Annotated in this window: 24 protein-coding genes; 15 read left to right on the top strand and 9 right to left on the bottom strand. The window is 58.0% G+C overall.

Annotated features, from left to right (window positions below; genetic code table 11):
- The first annotated feature begins 152 nt into the window (after nucleotides 1-152).
- Entirely contained in the window at nucleotides 153-929 is a 777-nt protein-coding gene (gene ubiE, locus QZ862_RS20360; RefSeq protein ID WP_296083925.1) for a bifunctional demethylmenaquinone methyltransferase/2-methoxy-6-polyprenyl-1,4-benzoquinol methylase UbiE, read from the top strand.
- 35 nt (nucleotides 930-964) lie between these two features.
- Complete coding sequence (gene ubiB / locus QZ862_RS20355) at nucleotides 965-2,539, top strand: 2-polyprenylphenol 6-hydroxylase (RefSeq protein WP_296101554.1); 1,575 nt, start codon at nucleotides 965-967, stop codon at nucleotides 2,537-2,539.
- Between the two features lie 47 nt (nucleotides 2,540-2,586).
- Here the strand turns inward: ubiB and hemW are convergent, their stop codons facing one another.
- From hemW to rph, 3 genes are read right to left on the bottom strand one after another with little or no spacing between them, the layout of a single operon-like run.
- Complete coding sequence (gene hemW, locus QZ862_RS20350) at nucleotides 2,587-3,801, bottom strand: radical SAM family heme chaperone HemW (RefSeq protein WP_296101553.1); 1,215 nt, start codon at nucleotides 3,799-3,801, stop codon at nucleotides 2,587-2,589.
- An 8-nt stretch (nucleotides 3,802-3,809) separates the two neighbouring features.
- The gene (gene rdgB / locus QZ862_RS20345) at nucleotides 3,810-4,454 is read right to left on the bottom strand and encodes an RdgB/HAM1 family non-canonical purine NTP pyrophosphatase (RefSeq protein ID WP_296101552.1); all 645 of its coding nucleotides are present in this window, start codon (nucleotides 4,452-4,454) and stop codon (nucleotides 3,810-3,812) included.
- A gap of 14 nt (nucleotides 4,455-4,468) precedes the next feature.
- Complete coding sequence (rph, locus tag QZ862_RS20340) at nucleotides 4,469-5,185, bottom strand: ribonuclease PH (protein WP_296015998.1); 717 nt, start codon at nucleotides 5,183-5,185, stop codon at nucleotides 4,469-4,471.
- Nucleotides 5,186-5,349: 164 nt separating this feature from the next.
- Here rph and hrcA point away from each other — a divergent pair, with 164 nt between their 5' ends.
- Nucleotides 5,350-6,441, top strand: a complete 1,092-nt coding sequence (gene hrcA, locus QZ862_RS20335; RefSeq protein WP_296015999.1) for a heat-inducible transcriptional repressor HrcA — start codon at nucleotides 5,350-5,352, stop codon at nucleotides 6,439-6,441.
- Between the two features lie 122 nt (nucleotides 6,442-6,563).
- Nucleotides 6,564-7,199 (top strand): nucleotide exchange factor GrpE, encoded by a 636-nt coding sequence (gene grpE, locus QZ862_RS20330; RefSeq protein ID WP_296083919.1) that lies wholly within the window; start codon nucleotides 6,564-6,566, stop codon nucleotides 7,197-7,199.
- 121 nt (nucleotides 7,200-7,320) lie between these two features.
- On the opposite strand, the gene ptsN is transcribed toward grpE, so the two are convergent.
- From ptsN to lptC, 6 genes are all read right to left on the bottom strand, one after another.
- Entirely contained in the window at nucleotides 7,321-7,782 is a 462-nt protein-coding gene (ptsN, locus tag QZ862_RS20325; RefSeq protein WP_296016002.1) for a PTS IIA-like nitrogen regulatory protein PtsN, read from the bottom strand.
- A 68-nt stretch (nucleotides 7,783-7,850) separates the two neighbouring features.
- Nucleotides 7,851-8,426 (bottom strand): ribosome-associated translation inhibitor RaiA, encoded by a 576-nt coding sequence (raiA, locus tag QZ862_RS20320; protein WP_296016004.1) that lies wholly within the window; start codon nucleotides 8,424-8,426, stop codon nucleotides 7,851-7,853.
- A gap of 225 nt (nucleotides 8,427-8,651) precedes the next feature.
- A complete protein-coding gene (rpoN, locus tag QZ862_RS20315; RefSeq protein WP_296101551.1) occupies nucleotides 8,652-10,193 on the bottom strand; it encodes an RNA polymerase factor sigma-54 in 1,542 nt (513 codons plus the stop codon).
- A 208-nt stretch (nucleotides 10,194-10,401) separates the two neighbouring features.
- Nucleotides 10,402-11,208: an LPS export ABC transporter ATP-binding protein gene (gene lptB, locus QZ862_RS20310; RefSeq protein ID WP_296016007.1), complete on the bottom strand. Its 807-nt coding sequence runs from the start codon at nucleotides 11,206-11,208 to the stop codon at nucleotides 10,402-10,404.
- A gap of 17 nt (nucleotides 11,209-11,225) precedes the next feature.
- The gene (locus tag QZ862_RS20305; protein WP_296016008.1) at nucleotides 11,226-11,798 is read right to left on the bottom strand and encodes an LptA/OstA family protein; all 573 of its coding nucleotides are present in this window, start codon (nucleotides 11,796-11,798) and stop codon (nucleotides 11,226-11,228) included.
- Nucleotides 11,799-11,810: 12 nt separating this feature from the next.
- Nucleotides 11,811-12,476, bottom strand: coding sequence for an LPS export ABC transporter periplasmic protein LptC (gene lptC, locus QZ862_RS20300; protein WP_296016010.1), 666 nt, complete (start codon nucleotides 12,474-12,476; stop codon nucleotides 11,811-11,813).
- A 347-nt stretch (nucleotides 12,477-12,823) separates the two neighbouring features.
- On the opposite strand from lptC, the gene sppA reads away from it, so the two are divergent.
- The 11 genes from sppA to QZ862_RS20245 all read left to right on the top strand — a co-directional run bounded on the left by sppA (nucleotide 12,824) and on the right by QZ862_RS20245 (nucleotide 26,023).
- Nucleotides 12,824-13,777 carry a signal peptide peptidase SppA gene (gene sppA / locus QZ862_RS20295; protein WP_296040804.1) on the top strand — a complete coding sequence of 318 codons (954 nt, stop codon included), beginning with the start codon at nucleotides 12,824-12,826 and terminating at the stop codon, nucleotides 13,775-13,777.
- Nucleotides 13,778-13,803: 26 nt separating this feature from the next.
- The gene (locus QZ862_RS20290) at nucleotides 13,804-14,109 is read left to right on the top strand and encodes an integration host factor subunit beta (RefSeq protein WP_062427118.1); all 306 of its coding nucleotides are present in this window, start codon (nucleotides 13,804-13,806) and stop codon (nucleotides 14,107-14,109) included.
- Nucleotides 14,110-14,193: 84 nt separating this feature from the next.
- Entirely contained in the window at nucleotides 14,194-14,535 is a 342-nt protein-coding gene (locus QZ862_RS20285) for a LapA family protein (RefSeq protein WP_062443025.1), read from the top strand.
- Nucleotides 14,536-14,727: 192 nt separating this feature from the next.
- Nucleotides 14,728-15,861 carry a class I SAM-dependent rRNA methyltransferase gene (locus QZ862_RS20280; protein WP_296101549.1) on the top strand — a complete coding sequence of 378 codons (1,134 nt, stop codon included), beginning with the start codon at nucleotides 14,728-14,730 and terminating at the stop codon, nucleotides 15,859-15,861.
- Entirely contained in the window at nucleotides 15,858-16,715 is an 858-nt protein-coding gene (locus QZ862_RS20275) for an RNA methyltransferase (RefSeq protein WP_296101548.1), read from the top strand. The genes QZ862_RS20280 and QZ862_RS20275 overlap by 4 nt, the downstream gene beginning before the upstream one ends.
- A complete protein-coding gene (gene lspA / locus QZ862_RS20270; RefSeq protein WP_296017670.1) occupies nucleotides 16,715-17,209 on the top strand; it encodes a signal peptidase II in 495 nt (164 codons plus the stop codon). Before QZ862_RS20275 ends, lspA begins: the two co-directional genes overlap by 1 nt.
- 201 nt (nucleotides 17,210-17,410) lie before the next feature.
- Nucleotides 17,411-18,220, top strand: a complete 810-nt coding sequence (locus QZ862_RS20265) for a GNAT family N-acetyltransferase (protein ID WP_296101666.1) — start codon at nucleotides 17,411-17,413, stop codon at nucleotides 18,218-18,220.
- Nucleotides 18,221-18,372: 152 nt separating this feature from the next.
- Nucleotides 18,373-21,087, top strand: coding sequence for a DNA mismatch repair protein MutS (gene mutS, locus QZ862_RS20260; protein ID WP_363315957.1), 2,715 nt, complete (start codon nucleotides 18,373-18,375; stop codon nucleotides 21,085-21,087).
- Between the two features lie 85 nt (nucleotides 21,088-21,172).
- A complete protein-coding gene (locus QZ862_RS20255) occupies nucleotides 21,173-24,001 on the top strand; it encodes a [protein-PII] uridylyltransferase (protein ID WP_296101663.1) in 2,829 nt (942 codons plus the stop codon).
- Nucleotides 24,002-24,008: 7 nt separating this feature from the next.
- On the top strand, nucleotides 24,009-25,607 hold the full coding sequence (gene murJ / locus QZ862_RS20250; RefSeq protein ID WP_296101547.1) for a murein biosynthesis integral membrane protein MurJ: 1,599 nt from the start codon (nucleotides 24,009-24,011) through the stop codon (nucleotides 25,605-25,607).
- Nucleotides 25,604-26,023 carry a VOC family protein gene (locus QZ862_RS20245; protein ID WP_296017663.1) on the top strand — a complete coding sequence of 140 codons (420 nt, stop codon included), beginning with the start codon at nucleotides 25,604-25,606 and terminating at the stop codon, nucleotides 26,021-26,023. Before murJ ends, QZ862_RS20245 begins: the two co-directional genes overlap by 4 nt.
- The last annotated feature ends 20 nt before the right edge of the window (nucleotides 26,024-26,043 follow it).

Below are 26,043 nucleotides of genomic sequence, written 5' to 3'. Positions count from 1 at the left end.
CACACATACATGGCGTAGGCCATATCTATGTTGCAACAGATAGCGTTGCAGAGGCGTTTTCGCTATGTGTTGGTTTGAAGAGTTAGAGTATCCTCCGTGCGTCTCGAAGGAGGCACGGCCCTCTAGTCGCAATCGAAGAATGGAGACTGATCATGACCGAAGCCCGCACGACAGCCCAAGGCGGCATGGAAACCTCCTATGGCTTCCGTCAGGTCAATGAGGGCCAGAAGCAGGGCATGGTCAACGATGTCTTCCACAAGGTCGCCAAGCGCTACGATATCATGAACGACGTGATGTCGGCGGGCCTGCACCGGGTTTGGAAAGATGCGATGATCGGCGCGCTCTCCCCCCGCAAGGACCCGTCCTATAAGGTGCTCGATGTGGCCGGCGGCACAGGCGACATCGCTTTCCGCATCGTCGAAGCCTCCAATCGTTTGGCGCACGCCACGGTTCTCGACATCAACGGTTCCATGCTCGGCGTCGGCGAGGAGCGCGCTGCCAAGAAGGGTCTGACGGAAAACCTGACCTTCGTGGAGGCCAATGCGGAGGAACTGCCTTTCGAAGCGAACAGTTTCGACGCCTATACGATCGCTTTCGGCATCCGCAACGTTCCGCGCATCGATGTGGCGCTATCGGAAGCCTATAGGGTTCTAAAGCGCGGCGGGCGTCTTCTGGTGCTGGAGTTTTCCGAAGTGGAAATGCCGATCCTGGACAAGGTCTACGATGCCTGGTCCTTCAACGCCATTCCGCAATTCGGCAAGATGATCACGGGCGATGCAGAGCCTTACCAGTATCTGGTCGAATCTATCCGCAAGTTTCCAAGGCAGGATGATTTTGCCGCCATGATCCGCACCGCAGGTTTTTCTCGGGTGAGCTACACCAATTACACAGGCGGAATCGCCGCGCTGCATTCTGGCTGGAAACTCTGATCAATGGCATTTCCGGCACATAGCAAGGCATCCGCATGAGCACTCTCGGTGCATATTTTCGCCTGGCCAAGGTTGGCTGGGTTCTGGTTCGCGAGGGTGTGGTCCTAGCGCTCCCTGCCGAAGGGCTTCCAGCATCCGCCAAATTCGTCAAAGGCATGCTGAAACCGCTTGCGCGCAACACGGCGCTCAGAAGCGGGCGCAGCGACCGTCTCTCCAAGGCCGTCAGTCGGCTTGGACCATCCTACGTCAAGATGGGACAGTTTTTGGCGACCCGTCCAGACGTTGTGGGTGCGGACTTTGCCGAGGATCTGGCGGGTCTTCAGGATCGCATGGATTTCTTCCCGGTCGCCGCGGCCAAGGCGAATATCGAAGGCTCTCTCGGTCGTCCAATCTCTGAGCTCTATGTGGAATTTGGTGGTCCGATAGCCGCCGCCTCGATAGCGCAGGTTCATCCGGCCGTCATCGATACGCCGGCAGGACGCAAGAATGTAGCGGTCAAAGTTATCCGCCCCGGTGTCCGCCAACGCTTCCAGGACGATCTGGAAGCCATGTATCTGGTGGCTGATCTGCAGCAGCGTTTCGTTCGCTCCGCCCGGCGTCTAAGACCCGTCGAAGTCACAAAGACGCTGGAACAGACCACCAAGATCGAGATGGACCTGCGCCTCGAGGCGGCGGCTCTCTCCGAGCTTGCCGAAAACACGCAGGGCGATCCGGGCTTCCGGGTACCGGAGGTGGATTGGGAGCGCACCGGGCGCGATGTCGTGACCATGGAATGGATCGACGGCATCAAGATGTCGGACACCGAGGCTCTGAAAGCCGCCGGCCACGATCTGAATGCTTTGGCTGATACGCTGATCCAGTCCTTCCTGCGCCACACCTTGCGCGACGGCTTCTTCCACGCTGACATGCATCCCGGCAACCTCTTCGTCGATCCGAAGGGCATCATCGTTGCTGTCGACATGGGCATTGCCGGACGGCTGGGCAAAAAGGAACGTCGCTTCCTGGCGGAAATCCTCTATGGCTTCATCACCCGCGACTATATGCGCGTGGCAGAAGTGCATTTCGAGGCAGGCTACGTTCCAGCCCACCACGATATGGCAAGCTTCGCCCAGGCCATTCGCGCCATTGGCGAGCCGATCCATGGTCAGCCTGCTGAAACCATCTCCATGGGCAAGCTGCTGACGCTGCTCTTCGAGGTTACCGAACTCTTCGACATGGAAACGCGCCCCGAACTGGTCATGCTGCAAAAGACCATGGTCGTCGTCGAAGGCGTCTCACGTATCCTCAATCCGCGCTTCAACATGTGGAAGGCCGCAGACCCCGTCGTCAGCGGCTGGATCCGCGATAATCTCGGGCCAAAGCGTATCGTCACCGATCTGAAGGACGGCGTGAAGGCAGCAATCAAGCTGGCGGAAGCGGCCCCTGAGATTGCCGCCAAGACCGAAAAGCTGCATTCCGAACTGATGTATATGAGCGAAAACGGCCTGCGTTTCGATGATCGCACGGCTGAAGCCATCGGCAAGGCGGAAGCACGTCACACCCGTTGGGGGCGTCTGGCGCTTTGGGTCATTGCAGCAACCCTTGTTTATATTGCCTACAGGATCAGCTGATCGGCTCCATGGAGTCCTGCCGTAATGAACGCTTTGAGGCATCTGCCTCAAGCGAGATCGGCAACAACGGAATCCAGGATCAACATGCCGGACGGTGTGCAGCGAAGGCGTGAGTTTCCAAGACGTTCGACGAAACCGTGTTCCAGTAAAACGGCCTCGCGGTCCGGATCCAGATCGCGACCGGAAAATGCGCTCCAGCGGGCAAGATCGACGCCTTCGCGCAGGCGCAATCCCATGAGCAGCAACTCGTCGGCCTGTTCGTCAAGCCCCAGCAATTCCTGATCCACCATGCCGTGTCCATCGCGCTCCACAGATTGCAGCCATGTTTCAGGATGCCGCTCTGTGGCGGTCGCGAGTTTCTCACCGCCTTTTGTCAAGCGTCCATGGGCGCCGGGGCCAATGCCTGCATAATCGCCATAGCGCCAATAGGTGAGGTTGTGGCGGCTTTCCGCACCCGGTCGGGCGTGATTGGAGACCTCGTAGGCGGGAAGACCATGGCGCGCAGTAATGTCCTGCGTTGCTTCATAGAGCACTGCCGATTGCTCGCCATCCGGCACGATCAGCTTGCCTGCCTTATGCAGACCGTAAAAAGCGGTCCCTTCCTCGATGGTCAACTGGTAAAGCGACAGGTGGTCGACGGCATAGGAGATTGCCTCTTCAAGCTCCTTCTCCCACTCTTCTACCGTCTGATTGGGCCGGGCGTAGATAAGATCGAAAGACATGCGCGGAAAGATCTCGCGCGCCAGCCGGATGGCTTTGAGCGCGTCCGCGACATCGTGAAGGCGTCCAAGGAATTTCAGGTCGCGGTCATTCAGCGCCTGCACACCCATGGAAACACGGTTGACGCCAGCTGCCCGATAACCACGGAAACGCTCTGCCTCGACGCTGGAGGGGTTTGCCTCCATGGTGATCTCGATGCCATCCGGCACACTCCAGTGGCGGGCGATACCGTCGAGGATTGCGCCGACCGTCTGCGGATCCATCAGCGACGGCGTGCCGCCGCCCATGAAAATGCTGGTGACGACCTTCGGGCCGCTCAACTGCCGCATCGTTTCCATTTCACGAAGGAAGGCGGCAACGAACCGCTCCTGATCCACCGGCTGGTGGCGGACATGGCTGTTGAAATCGCAATAGGGACACTTGGCCGCGCAGAAGGGCCAGTGAACATAGATGGCGAAGCCGGGTTCACCCGTATCCGGAAGAAGGTCCGCATATCCGGACGGATGTGCGCCGGGCGCAGGAAAAAGGCCGCTCCCGGTCATCGTGCTGCTCATGCCTCCAGGCAGGTTTCGACAAAGATCTTGAAAGCGCGTGCGCGGTGCGAAAGCGCTGTCGCATCGCCCTGGCGCCAGCCATGCTTCTCATCGGACGACATTTCGCCGAAGCTCGTCGCATAGCCGTTGGGCTGGAAGATCGGATCGTAGCCGAAGCCGCTCATTCCGCGCGGCGGCCAGACGATCGTTCCCTCCACCTCACCGCGGAAAAATTCGGTATGGCCGTCCGGCCAGGCGAGGCAGAGCACGCTGACGAAGCGGCCGGTGCGTTGATCAGGTTTTGTCGCTCCACGCTCCTGAAGCGCGTCTTCCACCTTCTGCATCGCCATGGCAAAGTCACGCGTGCCGTTGCCGGTTTCAGCCCAGTCTGCGGTATAGACGCCCGGCGCGCCGTCCAGCGCATCGATCACCAGACCGGAGTCGTCGGAGAGCGCCGGCATGCCGGATGCAGTGGCAGACGCCAGCGCCTTGATGGCAGCGTTTTCTTCGAAAGTCGTGCCGGTTTCGGCGGGTTCTTTGAAGTTCAATTCGGCTGCCGATTTTGCCGAAAACCCGAGTGGGCCGATTAGATCGGCGATCTCGGCGATCTTGCCCTTGTTGTGGCTGGCAACGACGATGGTTTTGGTGTCAAGCTTGCGCATGTTTCGCGTCCCGTTCAGGCAATCGCCTGCTTCTGCATCTCTACAAGATCGGCACAGCCGGCCTTGGCAAGGCCAAGCAGCGTCAGGAACTCTTCTTCCGAGAAAGGCTTGCCTTCCGCGGTCCCTTGAATTTCCACGATGCCGCCGGAACCGGTGATGACGAAATTCGCGTCCGTCTCGGCGGAGGAATCTTCCAGATAGTCGAGATCGATCACCGGCTGATTGGCGAAGATGCCGCAGGAGATGGCAGCGATATGGTCTTTGAGGACCTTCTCGACCTTCAGCATGTTGCGGCTTTCCATCCACTTCAGGCAGTCGTGAAGAGCAATCCAGGCACCGGTGATGGAGGCGGTGCGGGTACCGCCATCGGCTTGGATGACATCGCAATCGATGCTGATCTGTCGCTCGCCGAGCGCTTGCAAGTCGACGACTGCGCGTAGCGACCGACCGATGAGGCGCTGGATTTCCTGCGTCCTGCCACCCTGCTTGCCGGACGATGCTTCACGCTTCATGCGCTCATGAGTGGAGCGTGGCAGCATGCCATATTCTGCGGTGACCCAACCCTTGCCGCTATTGCGCAGCCACGGTGGCGTCTTGTCTTCGAGGCTTGCCGTCACCAGCACATGCGTATCGCCGAACTTGACCAGACAGGATCCTTCGGCATGCTTGGAAAAGTTGCGCTCGAAGGACACCTTGCGCATCTGGTCGGTTTTTCTGCCTGAAGGCCGCATATGATCTGTCTCCGTCTGTGATGCCCGCCTTCTAAGGTCAGGGAGCAGGTTTTGCAAAGGAAAAGCGGCACAGGTGGCCGAAGAGCCGAATTTCCGTTTTCACTTGGAAGACCGAGTGACTATATTCAGGACAGTCAAAAACAGCTTCGGGAAGAATGAGCGGCATGGGCATAACTCCTCCCATTGGCAAAGAGCCCGGCGCGCTTCTGGACGATCGTTCGCGAGAAATCTTCAGGCGCATCGTGGAAGGTTATCTCGAAACAGGCGAACCGCTCGGTTCGCGCAGTCTCTCGCGCCTGCTTCCCATGTCGCTGTCGCCTGCCTCCGTGCGCAATGTCATGAGCGATCTGGAGGAGCTCGGCCTCATCTACTCGCCGCATGTGAGTGCCGGTCGGCTGCCCACACAGACAGGATTGCGCTTCTTCGTCGACGCTTTCATGCAGGTGGGTGAATTGCCCGAGGCAGAGCGCGCCAATATCGACCGTCATATCGGCCCGATTTCGGGTCGCGAGCAGTCCCTGGAAGGCCTTCTATACGAAGCGAGCAGCATGCTGTCCGGCATGTCGCGCGGAGCTGGGCTGGTGCTGACGGCCAAGAACGACGCCGTTCTGAAACATGTGGAATTCATCCGGCTCGAGCCCACGAAAGGGCTCGCGATTCTGGTCGGTGACCATAACCAGGTGGAAAACCGGATCATCGAACTGCCTGCCGGCATCACCTCGTCGCAATTGACGGAGGCTGCCAATTTCATCAATGCGCATCTCGGTGGCCAGACGCTGCCGGAACTGCGCTCCCAGATAGCGCGACAAAAGAATGAGCTTCAAAGCGCACTGAGTACGCTAGCGCAGGATCTGGTCGAGAGAGGGCTTGCCGTCTGGTCAGGCGACAATGAGGAAGGAAAACTTGGCCGTCTCATCGTGCGGGGCCGCTCCAATCTTCTCGAAGGACTGGCTGGCGAAGAGGATATAGATCGCGTTCGGCTTCTCTTTGACGATCTGGAGCGCAAGGAAAACCTGATCGAGATTCTCAATCTGGCGGAAACGGGTTCCGGCGTCAGAATCTTCATCGGCTCGGAGAACAAGCTGTTTTCGCTTTCGGGCTCGTCGTTGATTGTCGCGCCCTACAAGGACGACGAGAACCGGGTGGTGGGTGCTGTCGGCGTTATTGGTCCGACCCGGCTCAACTATTCGCGGATCGTTCCCATGGTGGATTACACCGCCCAGATCATGGCGCGGCTCTCGACCAAGCGGCGCTAAGCGCGACGTTGATTGAAAAATTGCTCCTTTTCCCCATAAGCCTTGATTTTTGCATGGCAAAGCTCGATATCGGGCTCAATCCAATTTGCAAGCCATAAGACACATATAATCTGGAGAACGTCATGACTGATGACACCAACAAGACCGGACCTGACGCGGGCGCTGCCGACGATGCAGTGGAAGCGACCACGGCGGAAAATGCGGTGCCTGAGCAGGCAGAACCCGATCCAATCGATGTGCTGAAGGCGGAAAATGCCGATCTACGCGACAAGTTTCTGCGTTTGGCGGCTGAGATGGACAATCTTCGCCGTCGCACAGAACGTGAGGTCAAGGACGCAAAGGCCTATTCCGTCGCTGGATTCGCGCGCGATATGCTGGCCGTATCCGACAACCTTCGCCGCGCGCTGGACACGATCCCGGAAGAGCTGAAGGCGAGCGCCGAAGCCAATATCAAAGGCTTGATCGAAGGCGTCGATATGACCGAACGCTCCATGCTGTCGGCACTCGAGCGTCACGGCGTGAAGAAGATCGAGGCCGAAGGCGAAAAATTCGATCCGAATTTTCATCAGGCCATGTTCGAAATCCCCAACACCACCGTACCGAACAACACCGTCGTTCAGGTGGTGCAGGCGGGCTTCACCATTGGCGACCGCGTTCTTCGCCCGGCCATGGTCGGCGTTGCGAAGGGTGGCCCGAAGGCTGAAGCCCCTGCCGGTGCCGAACCCGGTACCAGCGTCTTCAATGAGAAAGACGCCTGAGAATTATCTTCGCTTCATCGGAGTGAATAAGTCAAAGGCCCTGACATCCTATCGATGTCCGGGCCTTTGCTCTATGGTATGAATGCCAGAACGACAGTTTTCGTGAAGCCTATTTCGGCGTTCAGGCGGCGTTCACCTGCTCTTGGTTAAGAAAGGTGTAAATCGCGGTATCGGAGTCTGTCGCACGAAGCTTCGCCACCAGTTCCGTATCGCGCAAGACGCGCGCGATGCGAGACAGAGCCTTGAGGTGGTCGGCGCCAGCGCCTTCGGGGGCAAGCAGGAGAAAGACCAGATCGACCGGCTGGTCGTCCAGCGCCTCGAAGTCGACGGGTGTTTCAAGGCGTGCGAATACCCCGGTGATGGAGGAGATGCTGCTGAGCTTTCCATGTGGAATGGCAATGCCGTGGCCGACGCCGGTGGAGCCAAGCCGTTCGCGCTGCAGGATGACGTCGAATATATCCCGCTCGGAAACCCCGGTGATACGGGATGCCTTTGCTGCCAGTTCCTGAAGGAGTTGCTTCTTGGAATTGACCTTGAGTGCGGGAATAATCGCATCCTGGTGCAGCAAATCTGCCAATGCCATTTCTTTTTCCTTCATGCCATCGAGACGAACCGGGAGACGCGTGAAGCGTCTCCCGGATCTTCTAGACTTCAGCTCTTGATCATCGCCGCGTCGATCCAGCCGATATTTCCATCGTGGCGACGGTAGACGATGTTGAGTTCTTTCGACGGGCTGCGGAACAGCAGAACTGGCTCGTCGGTCATATCGAGAGCCATGACTGCGCTCGCAACCGTCATGGTTTTGATCTGTTTGGAAGTCTCGGCCACGATCGTCGGGGCGAAATCTTCCGCGATTTCCTCATCCTCATCCGGAACCGCGTCCATCACCCTGTAGGCGACTTCCTCATCGATGCCTTTGGCGGATGAACCGTTATGGTGATCCTTCAGCCGGCGCTTGTAACGACGCAGGCGCTTTTCGATACGCTCTGCCGCCGCATCGAAGCTGGCCTGCGGATCATTGGCCTGTCCTGCCGCGTGCAGAACAACACCGGTGTCGAGGTGGATCTTGCAGTCTGAAGCAAAAAGCTGGCCCGACTTCGCGACCGTCACTTGGCCTGAATACCCCCCATCGAAGTATTTGGTAACGGCTTGGCTTATATTGTCCTCGATCTTTTGACGGAAAGACTCGCCCACATCCATATGTTTACCAGATACACGCACACTCATGGAATTTTTCCTTTTTCAGTGATTTGCGTGTACCAGCTTACGTCAAGCTGAGCGCTCATCCAAGCGTTTCGCGATCTCTTTCGCGTCTTTGCCGCCGAATGCCGCTGCCCCCTCAACGAAATTCCGCATTGAGGCCCCAGCCTCGTCTGCGGCGAGCTTCTAGCCTTGTCGGTATGGCAAGTCAATCGTCAATGTTAAGTGTTTGTAAAATATAAAAGAAAGGCGTTAAGCCGACGCCAGTCGCGCAAGGGCTTTTTTCTCCCGACGTCGCTGAACGGAGGAGGGGATGTTCATCGCTTCACGATATTTTGCGACCGTGCGTCGCGCCAGATCAATGCCATTTTTCTTTAGCTGATCGACAATATCGTCATCGGAGAGAACGGACTCCGGGGCCTCCTGGGCAATCATCATACGGATACGATGTCGTACCGCTTCTGCTGAATGATTGTCGCCGCCTTCCGAGGAGCCGATCGAAACGCTGAAGAAATATTTGAGCTCGAAGACGCCTCTCGGCGTCAGCATGTATTTTCGCGACGTGACGCGGCTCACCGTCGATTCATGCATTTTGATGGCGTCGGCAACCTGCTTCAGATTGAGTGGACGAAGATGATCGACGCCATGCTGGAGAAACGCATCCTGCTGGCGCACAATTTCGCTAGCCACCTTCATGATGGTCCTCGCCCGCTGGTCGAGACTGCGTGTCAACCAGTTGGCCGTCTGCATGCACGTCGAGAGAAATTCGTCGTCTTCTCCTGCCTGGGGCTTCAACTTGGAAACCTCGGTGAAATAGCTGTGATTGACCAAGACACGCGGCAGCGTCTCTGGATTGAGGTCGATCAGCCAGCCACCATCGTTCGATGGATGAACGATGATGTCTGGAATGATGGTTTCGCACGCGCCTGTTTCGAAACCTGCGCCCGGCCGCGGATTGAGACTGCGGATCTCGCTCAGCATGTCGAGAAGATCATCCTCATCCACGTTACACAGCTTCTTCAGCGTAACGAAATCCCGCTTTGCCAGAAGTTCCAGATTGCCGACGAATGCACGCATGGCAGGGTCCAGACGGTCTTTCTGTTGAAGCTGGATGGACAGACATTCGCTTAACGTGCGGGCGAAGACGCCTGGCGGATCGAAGGTCTGGAGAATGCGTAGGACCCGCTCGACATCTTTTGCCGATCTGCCAAGGCGATCCGTAATATCGCTGATGGCGTCGACCGCGACATAACCGCTCTCGTCCAGATGATCGAGAAGGGCGTCTGCTGTCATGCGGTCAGTCGTGCCGGTAATCGAAAACGGCACCTGCTGGGCAATGTGGTCGTGCAGGCTCGGCTTACGTGCGACAAAATCATCAAGGTCGTAGTCGTCCGCGACCTCCGCGCCGGGCATAGACTTCCACTGTCCAAGAAGCTCCGGCGCATCTGCTCTGCGTCCGCTTTCGTCATCTGGAAAGACATTGCCAAAATTGGTGTCCAGCGCTTCGTTGAGAATGGGCGCATCATCGGCATACCATTCGGTCGCTTCCGACGCGTGCGGCGGCTCTATCGCATCCGCAACGGGCGTCCCGTCCCTATTGTCATTGCTGAATGTTTCGCCAAACTCACTATCATTTGCCGCAATTTCAAGCAGAGGATTTTTTTCGACTTCCTGTGCGATGAAGTTGACCAGTTCCATATGCGTCATCTGAAGCAGCTGGATCGACTGCATCAGTTGCGGAGTCATCACAAGTGACTGATTTTGACGCAATAACAAGCTGGCTGACAAGGCCATGACCGACACTCGACTCCCAAACGAACCCCATTTTACCAGATTTTTTGATTTTTCGGTAAAACGAAAAGAACTTGGCCCAAAAATTGCTTTTTATTTGGGTTTGGTCAAGATCAAGACTAGGGAAGGGCGTAAGAATCTTTGCCGCAAAAAGACGTCAACTCATCATCTTACCGTCAGAAATCGAGGCCGTGCCTGGATCTGAGCAAGGCTAGAGGCTGAAGTTGTTTCCGAGGTAGAGGCGGCGAACATCGGCGTTATTGACGATCTCGTCGGCGCGACCATGGGTCAACACTTCACCCGCATGGATGATATAGGCACGATCGATAAGGCCGAGTGTTTCACGGACATTATGGTCGGTAATCAAAACGCCGATCCCGCGCGCCGTCAAGTGGCGCACCAGATTCTGGATATCGCTGACGGAAATCGGATCGACGCCCGCAAAGGGTTCGTCCAGCAGCATGAAGGTGGGATCGGTTGCCAGAGCGCGCGCGATTTCAAGGCGACGACGTTCGCCGCCCGAAAGTGCAACCGCTGGGGATTTACGCAGCTGCGAAATATGGAACTCTTCAAGCAGCTCATCGAGCTTGCGGTTTCTCTTCTTGGCGTCCTTTTCGTGGACTTCCAGAACGGCAAGAATATTGTCCTCGACAGTCAGGCCGCGAAAGATCGATGCTTCCTGTGGAAGGTAGCCGACGCCAAGACGCGCACGGCGATACATCGGCATACCGGTCACATCGTTGCCGTTGATCGCGATCTTGCCGTCATCCACCGGCACGAGGCCGGTGATCATGTAAAAACAGGTTGTCTTGCCGGCACCGTTCGGCCCGAGAAGCCCGACAGCTTCCCCACGGCGCACGACGAGCGACACGCCATTGACGACACGGCGCGTATTATACGTCTTTGTCAGGCCATGCGCGATCAGCGTGCCTTCATAGCGAGCCTTCTCGGCTGCGCTCGCCGCATCTGCGGACGGACGTGCGGAATCTCTGCCAAGCAGCTTTGAAATCGAAGGCATTTTCACGATGATCAGACTTACTGCTTTTTCTGCGACTTGGGATCGAGCATGATGCGGACCGGGCCGCCACAGCTTTCAAGCTTCGCTTCGCCAGTATTCATCAGCACGGTCAGCTTGCAGCCGGTAAACACGTTGGTGTCCTGTGACAGGACGACTTGTTTGCCGGAAAGAGTGAAGGTCTGCGACGCCATGTCGAATTCGCCATGATCGGCGGTCGCCTTTTGCGTACCGGATGTGAGGTAAACTGAGTTGTCGACAAAAATTTTGTCGATATCAGCGTTGCCGCCGGTGACCGATGTCGTCTGCCCGTCACCCTTGTTCTTGTAGAGAACCGTCATCTTGCCGGCCTGCAGCGTCGTGGTTCCCTGAACCACTTTCACGTTGCCCGTGAAGTAGGCCTTGTGCTCCTGGTCGCGAACCTCGAGCTGATCGCTTTCAATCGCAATCGGCTGGTCGCTGGAAAGCTTCATGCCGTCCATCTTGCTGGTCGTGTTCTGCGCCAATGCTGGGGCAGCCAGGCACGACAGGAGAAAGAGTGCCGGGATGCCGGCGGTCGTCTTGAAGTGGGACTTGCGGGAAATCTGCATCATCTGGTCGGGCTCTCACTTGCCTGCGTTCTGAATGGTGGATGCAGCAATACGAGCTCGTACCTGCCCCGAAAATACAATCGTTTTGCCATTATCGGCTATGCGTAGGCTTTCCGCAACAATCGAGCCCTCCTTCGTGGTGATGTCGACCCGCTGGTCGCTCTCCATCGTTCCCGCTTTAAGGTCGACGTTTGCAGACTGAAATCTGGCTTTTAGGCCATTGCTCAGATTGATGTCAAAGGGCGCGGTCATTTTCAACCGATTTGTCGTCCTGTCCAGGATGCCTTCCTGCGCCACCACCTGCGCCACGATATCGTTCATAGGTACGGCTGCCAACACTTTCTCCAGCGTCATGAGGTTGGGACTGGAGATATCCTGCAAGGCCCGATCGGCATTCATCGAATAATCGAAACCCTTGTTGTTTCGCCCCGCGAGAGCCGGTTTCTCCATCACGATCTTGCCGTCCTCGATCGAGGCGCTCTGTAGCGAGACCTCATCCGGAATCCATGTGCGGGCGAGCGATACTCCAATAAAGGCAAGCGAAATAGCGGTTGCCGCAATCGGAAGCGCGACCTTCAGCCGTCTCACGCGCGCAGAGTGCCGCTTAGCCATAGCATACGCGTCTGACATCTTGTCAGCCGCCGCCATGCCGGGTGCCGCCTGGTTAAGTCTTTCGAGCATTCGTCAAATCCGGGGACCTCCTCATACACTCCAAGGTGGTATGCTGGCCCTCTACATGTTTATCTAATGTGTTTGGCACGATGGCCTTGCTCTGCCAATATGGTTTTTCTCAGAAAGAGCGCAAGAGCCGGGTGTTTTTTATAAATTTCAACCATCGTTAAGGTCTTGCGCTTGCAAGAGGCCGTTACAAGGTTCATATGCCGGAGGCGAGATTGGAGCTTGGAGCGCCTGGCGTCCATGGACGCAAAAAGGCCGCTCTGCCTTTTTTAATTTACGCATCGTGCTTTGCGAAAACCGTTCCGATTTTCGTGCCGATGCTGTTGTTGCCCTGAAGCGAAGGTGATTTGATGGACCAGATGGCAATCGCAGACCGCAGGCAACTGCGCCGCAAGCTCACATTCTGGCGGGTGGCTGCTGTTCTGTTGGCTGTTGCGGCTCTCTTTGCCCTTTACCGATTCACACTCGCAGCGCCTGAATCGAGTGCTCGGCCCCACATCGCCAAGATCGAGATCAGTGGCTTGATCCAGGACGACACCGAGCTCTTGGAGCGGCTTCAGAAAATCGCCGACAGCACCAGCGCTCAAGGCCTGATCGTCTCCATTTCTTCGCCCGGGGGCACGACTTACGGCGGCGAGCGCATTTTCAAGGCGATCCGCGCGGTGTCTGAGAAAAAGCCTGTCGTATCCGATGTCCGCACGCTTGCGGCGTCTGCCGGATATATGATCGCCACCGCTGGAGATACCATCATTGCGGGCGACACATCCATCACCGGTTCCATCGGCGTCATCTTCCAATACCCGCAAGTCGGGCCGCTGCTCGATAAGCTCGGCGTATCGCTACAGGAAATCAAATCCTCCCCGATGAAGGCGGAGCCGTCTCCTTTCCACGAACCGCCCGAAGAATCGAAAGTCATGATCCGCAATATGATCATGGACAGCTACAACTGGTTTGTGGATCTGGTGGCCGATCGCAGAAAGCTTCCTCGCGAAGAGGTGTTGAAGCTTGCTGACGGATCGATTTTCACCGGCCGTCAGGCTATTGCGGTCAAACTTATCGATACGCTGGGCGGCGAAAAGGAGATCAAATCCTATTTCGAAAGCCGCGGCCTGCCCAAGGATCTGCCGATCGTTGAATGGACTGCCCCCTCGAAGCGCTCGCCCTTTTCCATCTTCAGCATCGCAGGCCTTGCAAAAATGCTGGGCCTCGACGCGTTTTTGCCGATTGCAGCGCCGAGCCAACTCAGCACCGACAAGTTGTTTCTTGACGGTCTTGTTTCGGTTTGGCAGGTTGATGGCCGTTAAAAGACCAATCCTTTCAGGGGGCAATCGTGATTAAGTCTGAACTGGTGCAGATTGTTGCTGCGCGTAACCCGCACCTGTATCACCGCGATGTCGAAAATATCGTCAACGCGGTTCTCGATGAAATCACCGATGCGCTCGCAGCCGGTAACCGGGTCGAACTCCGCGGATTTGGCGCTTTCTCCGTCAAGAACCGGCCCTCTCGTTCTGGACGGAACCCGCGCACGGGTGAGTCCGTTTTTGTCGAGGAAAAATGGGTTCCCTTCTTCAAGACCGGCAAAGAGCTTCGCGAAAGGCTCAACCCGGGCATGGGCGACGTCGAAGACGAGGATTGAGCGTAATCGACGCTCGACAATCCTTAAGTCCGGCGTGACGTTCGTCCAGATTGCATGAAGGCCCCCAAAGACGGAGTACCTTGAATGTCGAAGAAGATCGTCAACCTGTTGATCCTTTTGCCACTGGCCATCATTCTGATCATCCTGTGCGTGGCAAACCGCGAGAGTGTGACACTGGCGCTCAATCCGTTCCAACCCAGTGACAGCGTTCTCTCGTTTACCGCACCCTTCTTCGTTTTCATTTTTCTGTCGGTTTTGTTCGGCATTCTGCTCGGCTCTGCAGCGACCTGGATTTCGCAGGGCAAGCACCGCAAGCGCGCTCGTCTCGAGGCGCGAGAAGCCATTCGCTGGCACGATGAGGCCACCAAGGCAGCGGCTAACACGCAAACGGCATCACCCGTTTCGAGACAGCTTGCCGCAAAATAGGCGGCGGCTCTTGGTTCTTTGATCCGTCGCCAAGGCGCATCATTTTGCCACGCCCTTTGATAATCCCCCATTCTAGTGATATGCGCTTTCCAACCGCATCCGGGCCGCCGTTGGCCCGGGATGCAGACAGGAAAGCGCGAGTGGTATGGCCATTCTCCGTACCTCTCGCGTCGAGACGTGGAAAGACCGTCGTTGAAGAAGAAAGACAACCGCCAGGGCGCAAAACCGCGCGCCGGACAGGACAATCGCTCAGGCAAGCTCGGCAGCAAGCCGCCTCGCCAGAAGGACGCTGCGCGCGCACGCGCTCCAGATTACGTTCGCCCCGCTGCCACCGCCCAAAAGGAAAAGGTGCAAGCCTCCGCTCCAGCCGTCGAAGCAACCCCTCCACGCCCGTTGAAGGAGCGTTCCGGGACACTTCCGACAGAACAGGTGCCGGTCATCCTCGAATCGCTCGGCGCCGGTGACTTTCACCTGATCGACAGCGGCAACGGCCTGAAGCTCGAACAATATGGCGAGTACCGAGTCGTTCGCCCCGAAGCGCAGGCGCTCTGGCGCCCAAGCTTGGCGGAGCGCGTGTGGGACAATGCCGATGCGATCTTTACCGGCGATACGGATGAAGAAGGCAGTGGCCGTTGGCGTTTTCCCAAACAGGCGCTTGGCGAGACATGGCCGCTCTCTCTGCTCGGCGTTGATTTTCTTGGCCGCTTCACCGCGTTTCGCCATGTTGGTGTTTTCCCGGAACAGATCGTTCATTGGGAATGGCTGAAGCAGACCATCGAGAAGGCCGACCGCCCGCTCAAGGTTCTGAACCTGTTCGGGTACACCGGTGTCGCCTCGCTTGTCGCGGCTTCCGCGGGAGCGGAAGTCACCCATGTGGACGCGTCGAAGAAGGCGATTGGCTGGGCGCGCGAAAACCAGAGGCTTGCTGGGCTTGAAAACGCGCCGATCCGCTGGATCTGCGAAGACGCCATGAAATTTATCTTGCGCGAGGAGCGTCGTGGCAACAGCTACGACATCGTCCTTACCGATCCACCGAAGTTTGGCCGCGGAACCCATGGCGAGATCTGGGATCTCTACGATCACCTGCCGCTAATGCTGGATGTCTGCCGCGAGATCCTGTCGCCCAAGGCGCTCGGCTTCGTGCTGACCGCCTATTCCATTCGCGCCAGCTTCTATTCCATGCATGAGTTGATGCGCGAAACCATGCGCGGTGCAGGCGGCGAAGTGGCCTCAGGCGAACTGGTGATCCGCGAAGCGGGTCTCGATGGGAAGACGCCGGGCCGCGTGCTTTCAACCTCTCTCTTCAGCCGTTGGGTGCCGAAATGAACGACCGCCATGAAAACGGCCCACGCAGGGTGGGGCAGGTCAAGGAAGTCACCAGCCTTGCCAACCCCATCATCAAGGACATCAAGAACCTTACCCAGAAAAAAGGCCGCGAAGAAAGCGGTACCTTCATGGCGGAAGGGCTGAAGCTCGTCATCGATGCGCTGGAGCTTGGCTGGACGATCCGCACGCTGGTCTATGCCAAGGCCGCCAAGGGCAAGCCGCTGGTCGAGCAGACCGCGGTCAAGACGGTGGCGTCGGGCGGTCTCGTGCTTGAAGTCAGCGAGAAAGTCATCTCGTCCATCACCCGTCGCGATAATCCGCAGATGGTCGTCGGCATATTCGACCAGAAATGGAAGCCTCTTCGAGACATCAGACCGGCTGCGGGCGAAACTTATGTCGCGCTCGACCGGGTGCGCGACCCCGGCAATCTCGGCACGATCATCCGCACGGCGGATGCAGCCGGTGCCTCGGGCGTGATCCTTGTCGGCGAGTGTACCGATCCCTTCTCCCTCGAAACCGTGCGTGCCACCATGGGTTCAGTCTTCGCCATGCCAGTGGCGCGCGCTTCGGTCGACGAGTTCCTGAGCTGGCGAAAGGGTGCTGGTGTCAGTGTCGTCGCAACCCATCTTGCCGGCTCGGTGGACTACCGCACGATCGATTACAAGCGGAAGCCGGTCGTGCTCCTCATGGGCAACGAGCAGTCGGGCCTTCCGCCGGAGCTTTCCTCTCAGGCCGACCAGCTTGCCCGCATCCCGCAACAGGGCCGCGCCGACTCTCTCAATCTGGCGATCGCAAGCGCAGTCATGCTGTTTGAAGCGCGCCGTCATCTTCTCGAACTTGCGACGGTAAAGTAATGGCTAAGCCCGCTCTCTTCTCCAGACCCGCTCCCGCCATCGCTTTTATTCTTCTGGCGGTGATTGCTGATCAGGTGATCAAGCTTCTGGTGGAAAAATATCTCCCTTTGCAGGAGATGGTGCCGGTCATTCCGTTTCTGGCGCTTTACCGCACCTATAATCTCGGCGTGGCCTTTTCCATGTTGTCTGGCATGGAGGGCTGGGCCATCGTCACCATGCGGCTCCTGATTGTCGCCTTCGTCATTTGGCTCTGGCGCAAGACCGATGGTGAGCGCACCTTCGCCCATCTCGGCTTTGCGCTGATCATCGCGGGTGCTGCTGGAAACATCTTCGACCGTTTTCTCTACGGGCATGTGGTGGACTACATTCTCTTCCACACCGACACATGGTCGTTTGCCGTCTTCAACCTAGCCGATTCCTTCATCACCATCGGTGCGGGCTGCGTCATTCTCGACGAATTGCTCCATGCAAAGTCAGCGAGAAAGAAGACTTAACGCACCTCCTGAGACAGTGCGCGGCAAAATTTAACTTACGCTACGTCACTTACGCGGCTAACTGTCACTGTTTTGTCGTCAAGAAGTGATTTATGACGCCAAGATCAAACGGTGGCGGGGCGATTCTCCATGGTCTCGGAAGTTCTGGAACGCAGCATCATTGGCAAGAGCTTGGGCGGCGCTGTTTTGCCGGCTGCCGAAATGCGAGAGACCGATGTTTTTGGCCGTATCGGCTCCCTCGAAACGCGCCTTGCCAGAAACGAACGCGAGATTGACGCGGCCCAGCAGGTCCGCTTCCGCGTCTTCGTCGATGAAATGGGTGCGAGGCTTCCGGCAGAGGCGATGCGCCGAGGACGCGATATCGATGCCTTCGATGCCGTTTGCGACCATCTTCTTGTTCTCGACAACGCTATCGAAGGGGATCCCGAAGATCAGATCGTCGGGACATATCGCCTGCTGAGGCAAGAGACGGCGCAGGCAAACAAGGGTTTTTATTCGGCGAGCGAGTTCAATATCGAAGGCCTGATTGCGCGCCATCCGGGCAAGCGCTTTATGGAGCTCGGCCGCTCCTGCGTCCTGCCGGAATACCGCACGAAGAGAACTGTCGAGCTCCTGTGGCAGGGCAACTGGGCCTATGCCGTTCGTCATCGCATGGATGCGATGATCGGCTGTGCATCCTTCCCCGGCATCCAGCCGGAAGCCCATGCGCTGGCGCTCTCCTTCCTGCATCACACCTGCGGTGCCAAGGACGACTGGCGCGCTGAAGCGTTGCCGGAACTCTATCGCGAGATGGACATGATGCCGCTCGAAGCCATCAATCCGCGCCGGGCGCTGAATGCCATGCCGCCGCTGATCAAGGGCTATATGCGCCTTGGTGCCATGTTCGGCACAGGAGCTGTGGTCGATCAGGCTTTCAATACCACCGACGTCCTGGTCATTCTGCCGGTGTCGTCGATAGCCGGTCGCTACATCACCTACTATGGCGGGGATGCCGAGCGCTTTAACGGCTGATGCCGTCCGAACCTTGCCGTCGATTGACGGTGGTTCTTGCGCAGACTGTCAAGCTTCCTGTGGGTTCGTCGTTGTGCGTGTTGTCCTTGAGGGATCGCACCGGTAGTCTCCGGCTTTGTTTTCTTGAGCCTCAAGCAGATACGATCAAGCCATTGACGGACGTCCATTCCACCGCCTCGCTCATTTCCGAAGAAAGCCGCGCATCGGCAACGCCGATGATGGAGCAGTATATCGAGATCAAGGCGAATAACCCCGGTTCGCTGCTTTTCTATCGCATGGGCGATTTCTACGAACTGTTCTTCGAAGATGCGGTGGAAGCGTCGAGGGCGCTCGGGATCACGCTAACCAAGCGTGGCCAGCATATGGGCCAGGATATCGCCATGTGCGGCGTGCCGGTTCATGCGGCGGACGACTATCTTCAAAAGCTCATCATGCGCGGTTATCGCGTTGCCGTCTGCGAGCAGGTGGAAGATCCTGCAGAAGCCAAGAAGCGCGGGTCGAAATCCGTCGTCAAACGCGATGTCGTGCGACTCGTGACCCCCGGTACCCTGACCGAGGAAAAGCTGCTCTCGCCGACTGAATCCAACTATCTTATGGCGCTTGCCCGCATCCGCGGCAGTTCGGAAGCGCAATTCGCGCTTGCCTGGATTGATATTTCCACCGGCGTTTTCCGGCTGGCGGAAACCACGCTGACACGTCTGCTTGCCGATATATGGCGCATCGATCCGCGTGAGCTGATCGTGGCGGACAGCCTGTTTCACGATGAGGAACTGCGCCCGACCTTCGACATGCTGGGTCGCGTGGCCGTCCCGCAGCCTGCCGTCCTCTTCGATAGCGCGACCGCAGAGGGGCGCATCGCCCGCTACTTCAACGTTTCGACGCTGGATGGCTTCGGCGCGTTCTCTCGCGTGGAACTGGCCGCCGCCGCCGCCGCCGTGGCCTATGTGGAGAAGACCCAGATTGCCGAACGTCCGCCGCTCGGTGCGCCGGAACGGGAAAGCTCTGCCTCGACGCTGTTCATCGATCCTGCCACCCGCGCAAACTTGGAGCTGACCAGGACGCTTGCCGGAGAGCGGGACGGATCGCTGCTTCAGGCCATCAACCGCACGGTCACCGGCGGTGGAGCGCGGTTACTGGCCGAAAGGTTGATGTCGCCGCTGACCGATCCCGACAGGATCAACGCTCGTCTCGATGCGGTCGCGTATCTGATCGACGATGTGTCCTTGAGCGATGGCTTGCGCGACGCGCTGAAACAGGTGGCGGACATGCCGCGTGCGCTGTCACGCCTGGCGCTCGAGCGTGGTGGACCGCGTGATCTTGGCGCCATCCGCCAAGGACTGGCCGCTGCGGCCATCGTCGGGCAATTGCTCGACCAGGGGCTGTTGCCGAATGAGTTGGCCGAGGCGCTCGCCGATCTGAAAGCATTGCCTTCTGCGCTCGAAGCCATGCTGTCGGAGATGTTGGCGGACGATCTGCCACTTCTGAAGCGCGATGGTGGCTTCGTCCGTGAAGGGTCGAATGCCGAGCTTGACGAGGTGCGTGCATTGCGCGACCAGTCGCGCCGGGTGATTGCCGGGCTGCAACTGCAATATGCAGAAGAGACCGGCATCAAGTCGCTGAAGATCAAGCATAATAATGTGCTCGGCTACTTCATAGAGGTCACGGCTGGCAATGCGGACGTGATGATGGGCAGCGACGAGGCCAAGGCCCGCTTCATTCATCGCCAGACAATGGCGGGCGCCATGCGCTTCACGACGACTGAGCTTGCCGATCTGGAAAGCCGTATCGCCAATGCCGCCGCCCAGGCACTGACCATGGAATTGCAGGCTTTCGATCGGATGGTGCAGGCGGTCGTGGCTGAGGCCGAAGTCATCAAGGCGGGCGCACTGGCGCTTGCGGCCATCGATGTCGCGACAAGCCTCGCGCATCTAGCCTCCGAGCAGGCCTATTGCCGCCCGGTGGTCGATAGCTCCATGACGTTTGCGATCCGCGGTGGGCGTCATCCGGTTGTGGAGCAGGCGCTGCGCCGACAGTCGAGCGGTCCTTTCATCGCGAACAACTGCGATCTCTCTGCCACCGACGGCAATCGCAATGGCGCGATCTGGATGCTGACCGGCCCGAACATGGGTGGTAAGTCCACCTTCCTGCGCCAGAATGCGCTGATCGCCATCCTCGCCCAGATCGGCTCCTTCGTGCCGGCGGAAGCCGCCCATATCGGCATTGTCGACCGCTTGTTCTCGCGCGTCGGCGCTTCCGACGATCTTGCCCGTGGCCGCTCCACCTTCATGGTGGAAATGGTCGAGACGGCGGCGATCCTTAATCAGGCAACCGAACGTTCGCTTGTCATTCTCGATGAGATCGGACGCGGCACCGCGACCTTCGATGGTCTCTCGATTGCTTGGGCAACGGTTGAGCATCTGCATGAGGTCAACCGCTGCCGCGGTCTTTTCGCCACCCACTTCCATGAGTTGACGGTACTCTCCGAAAAGCTCGGACGTCTTTCCAACGTGACGATGAAAGTGCGCGAATGGGAAAGCGATGTTATCTTTCTGCATGAGGTCGGACCAGGGGCCGCAGATCGCTCCTATGGCATTCAGGTGGCGAAGCTTGCAGGTCTCCCTTCCGCTGTGGTGGAGCGCGCGCGAGAAGTTCTAAATCAGCTTGAAGATGCCGATCGCAAGAACCCGGCGAGCCAGTTGATCGACGATCTGCCGCTTTTTCAGGTGGCGGTCAGGCGCGAAGCGGCGCGGGCAGGTGGCAACTCCCAGGTGGATGAGGCGTTGAAAGCGCTCAACCCCGATGAGATGACACCACGCGAGGCACTGGACGCGCTCTATGCGCTCAAGAAACAACTTGGCAATGCTTGACGCGTAGAGTGCCTGTCCATTCGGCCTAAAAATCGCTATAGCGCTGTGCCAGCAGCGCAAGACGCATGGAATGGATACCGCCTCAATGGCCTCTAAGGATTTGGATTTCTCCGCGATACTGGATGTCGCACCACTCAAGCACGAATGCGACCTCGTCTTTCAAGGCGATGGAAAGCGCGTTTCCGATGTGCGTTCCGATCTTCTGCCGATCTTCAAAAAGGCGAGCAATGATGGGCGGCAGAGAGCGCGTGATCTGTTGGATTCTGAAGGCGGCGGCATCGACTGCGCGCGGCGCATTTCCTGGCTCCAGGATCGTTTGATCGAGGTGCTGTACGATCTGGCCTGCCAATATGTTTATCCAAAGGATGCGCCCCACATCGCAATTACCGCTGTCGGTGGTTATGGACGCGGAACGCTGGCGCCGGGCTCGGACATCGACCTCCTGTTCTTGCTGCCGCTGAAGAACACGCCGGATATGCACAAGGCGATCGAGTTCATTCTCTACATTCTCTGGGATGTGGGGTTCAAGGTCGGTCACGCCACCCGTACTGTGGACGAGTGCATCAAACTGTCCAAGGCGGATATGACGATCCGTACCGCCATCCTCGAAATGCGTCCGATCTGCGGAAAGAAGTCTCTCGGCGACGAGCTGGAGCGACGCTTCGAAACCGAGGTCGTTACCAGTAGCGGCCCAGAATTCATCGCCGCCAAGCTTGCCGAGCGCGACCAGCGCCACCGCAAGGCAGGCGACACGCGCTATCTGGTCGAACCAAATGTGAAGGAAGGTAAAGGCGGTCTTCGCGACCTGCACACACTGTTCTGGATCGCCAAGTATTACTACCATGTGCGCGATACGGCGGAACTCGTAAAGCTCGGCGTTCTGTCCAGAAGCGAACTGAAGCTGTTCGAAAAGGCCGATGATTTTCTCTGGGCGGTGCGCTGCCAGATGCATTTCATCACTGGCAAGGCAGAGGAGCGTCTGTCCTTCGACATCCAGCGCGAAATCGCAGCTGCCTTGCACTATCAGCCACGACCCGGCCTATCGGCGGTCGAACGCTTCATGAAGCATTACTTCCTCGTGGCCAAGGATGTCGGCGACCTGACACGCATTCTCTGCGCCGCGCTTGAGGATCGTCAGGCGAAGGACGTTCCAGGCCTCTCCGGAGTCCTCAGCCGTTTTGCCCATCGGCTTCGCAAGATTCCTGGCTCCACCGAGTTCGTCGAAGATCGCGGCCGCATTGCGCTTGCCAATGCCGATGTCTTCCGCAACGATCCGGTCAGCCTGATCCGGCTCTTCCATGTGGCCGATATCAACAATCTCGAGCTACACCCGGATGCCCTTCGTGTCGTCACCCGCTCGCTCGGTCTCATCAATCACGAGCTTCGCGAGAATGAGGAAGCCAATAGGCTGTTTCTTGCGATCCTCACCTCGAAGCGCGATCCCGCGCTGACGCTGCGGCGGATGAACGAGGCTGGCGTTCTTGGCAAGTTCATTCCCGAGTTTGGCAAGATCGTCGCGATGATGCAGTTCAACATGTATCACCACTATACGGTCGATGAGCATCTGATCCGCTCGGTGGCCGTTCTCTCCGAGATCGAGAAGGGTCAGGCGATCGATACCCACCCGCTCGTCAATCAGTTGATGCCAGGCATCGAGGATCGCGACGCTCTCTATGTGGCTGTCCTTCTCCACGACGTGGCGAAAGGCAGGCAGGAGGATCACTCGATTGCCGGCGCGCGCGTTGCGCGTAAGCTCTGCCAGCGCTTCCGCCTCTCCACCAAGCAGACCGAAACGGTCATGTGGCTGATCGAGCAGCACCTCCTGATGTCGATGGTGGCGCAGACCCGCGATCTGCACGACCGCAAGACGATCACCGATTTTGCCGACAAGGTGCAGTCGATGGAGCGGTTGAAGATGCTCTTGATTCTGACCGTTTGCGATATTCGCGCCGTCGGGCCGGATGTCTGGAATGGCTGGAAGGGGCAGTTGCTGCGTACGCTGTACTACGAAACCGAGCTTCTTCTCTCCGGCGGCTTTTCGGAAAGCTCACGCAAGGAGCGTGCGAAGGTCGCCCGTCAGCGCCTTTACGATGCACTGGACGACTGGGGTCAGAAAGCACGGCGCAAATACATCAACCTGCATTACGATGCTTATCTGCTCTCGGTCGCGCTCGAAGACCAGATCCGCCACACCCGCTTCCTGCGCGAGGCGGACAAGCAGGAAAAAGCGTTGGCCACGATGGCCCGCACCCATTCCTTTCACGCCATCACCGAGATCACCGTCCTGGCGCCCGACCATCCGCGGCTGCTGTCAATCATCACCGGTGCATGTTCGGCCGCCGGCGCCAATATCGCCGATGCGCAGATCTTTACCACATCGGATGGCCGCGCACTCGACACCATCCTGATCAACCGCGAGTTCCCTATCGACGAGGATGAAACTCGCCGCGCCAATAATATCGGCAAGCTGATCGAAGAGGTTCTGGCTGGCAAGAAGCGGCTTCCGGAAATCATTGCGACGCGCACCAAGAGCCGCAAGAAGAGCAAGACTTTCAACATCCCGCCATCCGTCACCATCTCCAACGGGCTTTCCAACAAGTTCACCGTCATCGAGGTGGAATGCCTTGACCGCCCGGGCCTGCTTGCAGATATGACGGCGGTGCTGGCGGATCTGTCGCTCGACATCACCTCGGCACGCATTACCACCTTCGGCGAAAAAGTCATTGATACCTTTTACGTCACTGATCTCTTCGGCCAGAAGGTGATGACCGAAAACCGCCAATCCAACATCGCGCTGCGGCTGAAAGCCGTCATGGCCGAGCAGGAAGACGAGTTACGCGACCGCATGCCATCCGGCATCATCGCGCATCCCGATGTGGCAGCACTTCCTGCAGCCCGAACCGCAAAGGTTTGAACATAAAATGAGTCTGATCGGCAAATTCGCCACCGTCGGTAGCGCGACGCTCGGGAGCCGCCTGTTCGGCTTCATCCGTGAAATGCTAATGGCGGCGGCTGTGGGAACGGGACCGGTGGCGGATGCTTTCAATGCAGCCTTCCGTTTTCCCAATACATTTCGTCGCCTCTTTGCCGAAGGGGCCTTCAACTCCGCCTTCGTGCCGCTTTTTGCCAAGGAAATCGAAGCCCATGGCATGGAGGGAGCGCGCCGTTTCTCCGAAGAGGTCTTTGGGGTTCTGTTCACGGTTTTGATGGCGCTCACCATCATCATGGAGCTCTCCATGCCATTTCTGGTGCGCACCGTGATCGCGCCGGGCTTCGTGGAAGATCCCACGAAGTTTGAGAATACGGTGCGTCTCGCCACCATCATGTTCCCCTATCTCGCCTGCATGTCACTGGCGGCAATGATGGGCGGAATGCTCAATTCGCTGCATCGCTATTTCGCCGCCGCCATTGCGCCCGTCTTTCTCAACGTCATCCTGATCGGGGTGCTGGCGCTCGCGTGGTGGAAAAATTACGATCCGTTGCAGGTCGGCTACGCACTGTCCTGGGGTGTGATGGCCGCAGGTTTCGTTCAGCTTGCCATCGTCTGGGTGGCTGTACGTCATGCCGGAATTCGCATCGGCTTTCGCCGTCCAAAACTGACGAGCAACGTCAAGCGTCTGCTGATTCTGGCGCTCCCTGCGGCAATCACCGGCGGGATCACTCAGATCAATCTTTTGATCAACACCAACATCGCCTCCGGCGGCAATGGCGTGATCTCGTCGCTTGCCTATGCCGATCGCATCTATCAGTTGCCGCTCGGCGTCGTGGGGATTGCAGTGGCAACCGTCCTGTTGCCTGAATTGGCGCGCGCGCTACGCGGCGGCCAAGCGGCGGAAGCGGCCAATCTGCAGAACCGCTCGGTCGAATTCGTTCTGTTCCTGACCCTGCCTGCGGCAGCCGCGTTGCTCGTGATGGCAGAGCCAATCGTCCGCTTTTTGTATGAGCGCGGCAACTTCCAGCCCTCGGCCACAATCACGGTTTCGCAAATCCTTGGCATCTATGGTCTTGGTCTGCCGGCCTTCGTGCTGATCAAGGCCTTCATTCCCGGCTTCTTCGCCCGCGAAGATACGCGAACTCCTATGATTTTCGCTGCCATTTCCGTAGTGGTGAATGTCTCGCTGGCCTTGACGCTCTTCCCCATCTACGGCGGTCCGGGAATTGCTACGGCGGAAATTACTGCCGGCTGGGTCAATGCCGCACTGCTCTTCGGCATGCTGATGTGGCGCGGCCACTGGACGCTCGACATGCCGCTTCTTCTGCGCATTCCACGGCTCATTCTGGCGGCAGGGCTTATGGCGCTCGCTATTCACTATGCGCTATCTTACTTCTCCTATGAGCTGTCGTCCGCTTCCAATCTTGCGGTTAGGGCAGGGACGCTGCTCGCGCTCGTCTTCGGTGCCATGATCATCTATTTCGGCGTGGCCTTTGCCTCCGGCGGTGCAAATCTCGGCATGGTGAAACGCGGTCTGAAGCGCAAGGGCAAGGTCAAGTCGGATGTAAAGGCCGAGGCAGATACATGACGTCCGGCTTTACGTCTCTACGACACATTGCGCTCGTCTCGCTTGTTGTTGACGATTACGATCGCGCAAAGGCGTTTTATTGCGGCAGCCTCGGTTTCGAGTGCCTGTCCGATCAGTCGCTGCCGGACGGCAAACGCTGGCTTGTCGTCAGACCTAAAGGCCAAGCTGCAACCGGTCTGCTGCTGGCCCAGGCCGATGGCAAAGAGCAGACCGTCACTATTGGTAATCAAACGGGCGGGCGCGTTGGCTTCTTCCTTTATACGGATGATTTCAACGCCGATTTTCGCCGGATGAAAGACAACGGTATTTGCTTTCTGGAACAGCCCCGCCACGAGATTTACGGCACGGTTGCCGTTTTCGAAGACCTCTACGGCAACAAATGGGATCTGCTGCAGCCAGCCGCTGAAACCGCTTGATTGCAACGGGTTCCGGGTGC

Source organism: uncultured Agrobacterium sp. (genome assembly GCA_913777615.1).
Lineage (GTDB): Bacteria > Pseudomonadota > Alphaproteobacteria > Rhizobiales > Rhizobiaceae > Agrobacterium.
Note: the sequence above shows the minus strand (reverse complement) of the source record. Positions and strands in the feature narration are given on the sequence as shown.

Bases quoted from the DNA above. Each gene is read 5' to 3' on its own strand.
- QZ862_RS20245 (WP_296017663.1), top strand. From the start codon at position 25,604: ATGACGTCCGGCTTTACGTCTCTACGACACATTGCGCTCGTCTCGCTT.
- raiA (WP_296016004.1), bottom strand. From the start codon at position 8,426: ATGAGTGTGCGTGTATCTGGTAAACATATGGATGTGGGCGAGTCTTTC.
- ptsN (WP_296016002.1), bottom strand. From the start codon at position 7,782: ATGGCATTGGCAGATTTGCTGCACCAGGATGCGATTATTCCCGCACTC.
- QZ862_RS20255 (WP_296101663.1), top strand. From the start codon at position 21,173: ATGGCCTCTAAGGATTTGGATTTCTCCGCGATACTGGATGTCGCACCA.
- lptB (WP_296016007.1), bottom strand. From the start codon at position 11,208: ATGCCTTCGATTTCAAAGCTGCTTGGCAGAGATTCCGCACGTCCGTCC.
- lspA (WP_296017670.1), top strand. From the start codon at position 16,715: ATGGCTAAGCCCGCTCTCTTCTCCAGACCCGCTCCCGCCATCGCTTTT.
- QZ862_RS20265 (WP_296101666.1), top strand. From the start codon at position 17,411: ATGCGAGAGACCGATGTTTTTGGCCGTATCGGCTCCCTCGAAACGCGC.
- rpoN (WP_296101551.1), bottom strand. From the start codon at position 10,193: ATGGCCTTGTCAGCCAGCTTGTTATTGCGTCAAAATCAGTCACTTGTG.
- ubiE (WP_296083925.1), top strand. From the start codon at position 153: ATGACCGAAGCCCGCACGACAGCCCAAGGCGGCATGGAAACCTCCTAT.
- rdgB (WP_296101552.1), bottom strand. From the start codon at position 4,454: ATGCGCAAGCTTGACACCAAAACCATCGTCGTTGCCAGCCACAACAAG.
- murJ (WP_296101547.1), top strand. From the start codon at position 24,009: ATGAGTCTGATCGGCAAATTCGCCACCGTCGGTAGCGCGACGCTCGGG.
- QZ862_RS20305 (WP_296016008.1), bottom strand. From the start codon at position 11,798: ATGATGCAGATTTCCCGCAAGTCCCACTTCAAGACGACCGCCGGCATC.
- grpE (WP_296083919.1), top strand. From the start codon at position 6,564: ATGACTGATGACACCAACAAGACCGGACCTGACGCGGGCGCTGCCGAC.
- rph (WP_296015998.1), bottom strand. From the start codon at position 5,185: ATGCGGCCTTCAGGCAGAAAAACCGACCAGATGCGCAAGGTGTCCTTC.
- ubiB (WP_296101554.1), top strand. From the start codon at position 965: ATGAGCACTCTCGGTGCATATTTTCGCCTGGCCAAGGTTGGCTGGGTT.
- QZ862_RS20285 (WP_062443025.1), top strand. From the start codon at position 14,194: ATGTCGAAGAAGATCGTCAACCTGTTGATCCTTTTGCCACTGGCCATC.
- hrcA (WP_296015999.1), top strand. From the start codon at position 5,350: ATGGGCATAACTCCTCCCATTGGCAAAGAGCCCGGCGCGCTTCTGGAC.
- QZ862_RS20275 (WP_296101548.1), top strand. From the start codon at position 15,858: ATGAACGACCGCCATGAAAACGGCCCACGCAGGGTGGGGCAGGTCAAG.
- hemW (WP_296101553.1), bottom strand. From the start codon at position 3,801: ATGACCGGGAGCGGCCTTTTTCCTGCGCCCGGCGCACATCCGTCCGGA.
- lptC (WP_296016010.1), bottom strand. From the start codon at position 12,476: ATGCTCGAAAGACTTAACCAGGCGGCACCCGGCATGGCGGCGGCTGAC.
- sppA (WP_296040804.1), top strand. From the start codon at position 12,824: ATGGACCAGATGGCAATCGCAGACCGCAGGCAACTGCGCCGCAAGCTC.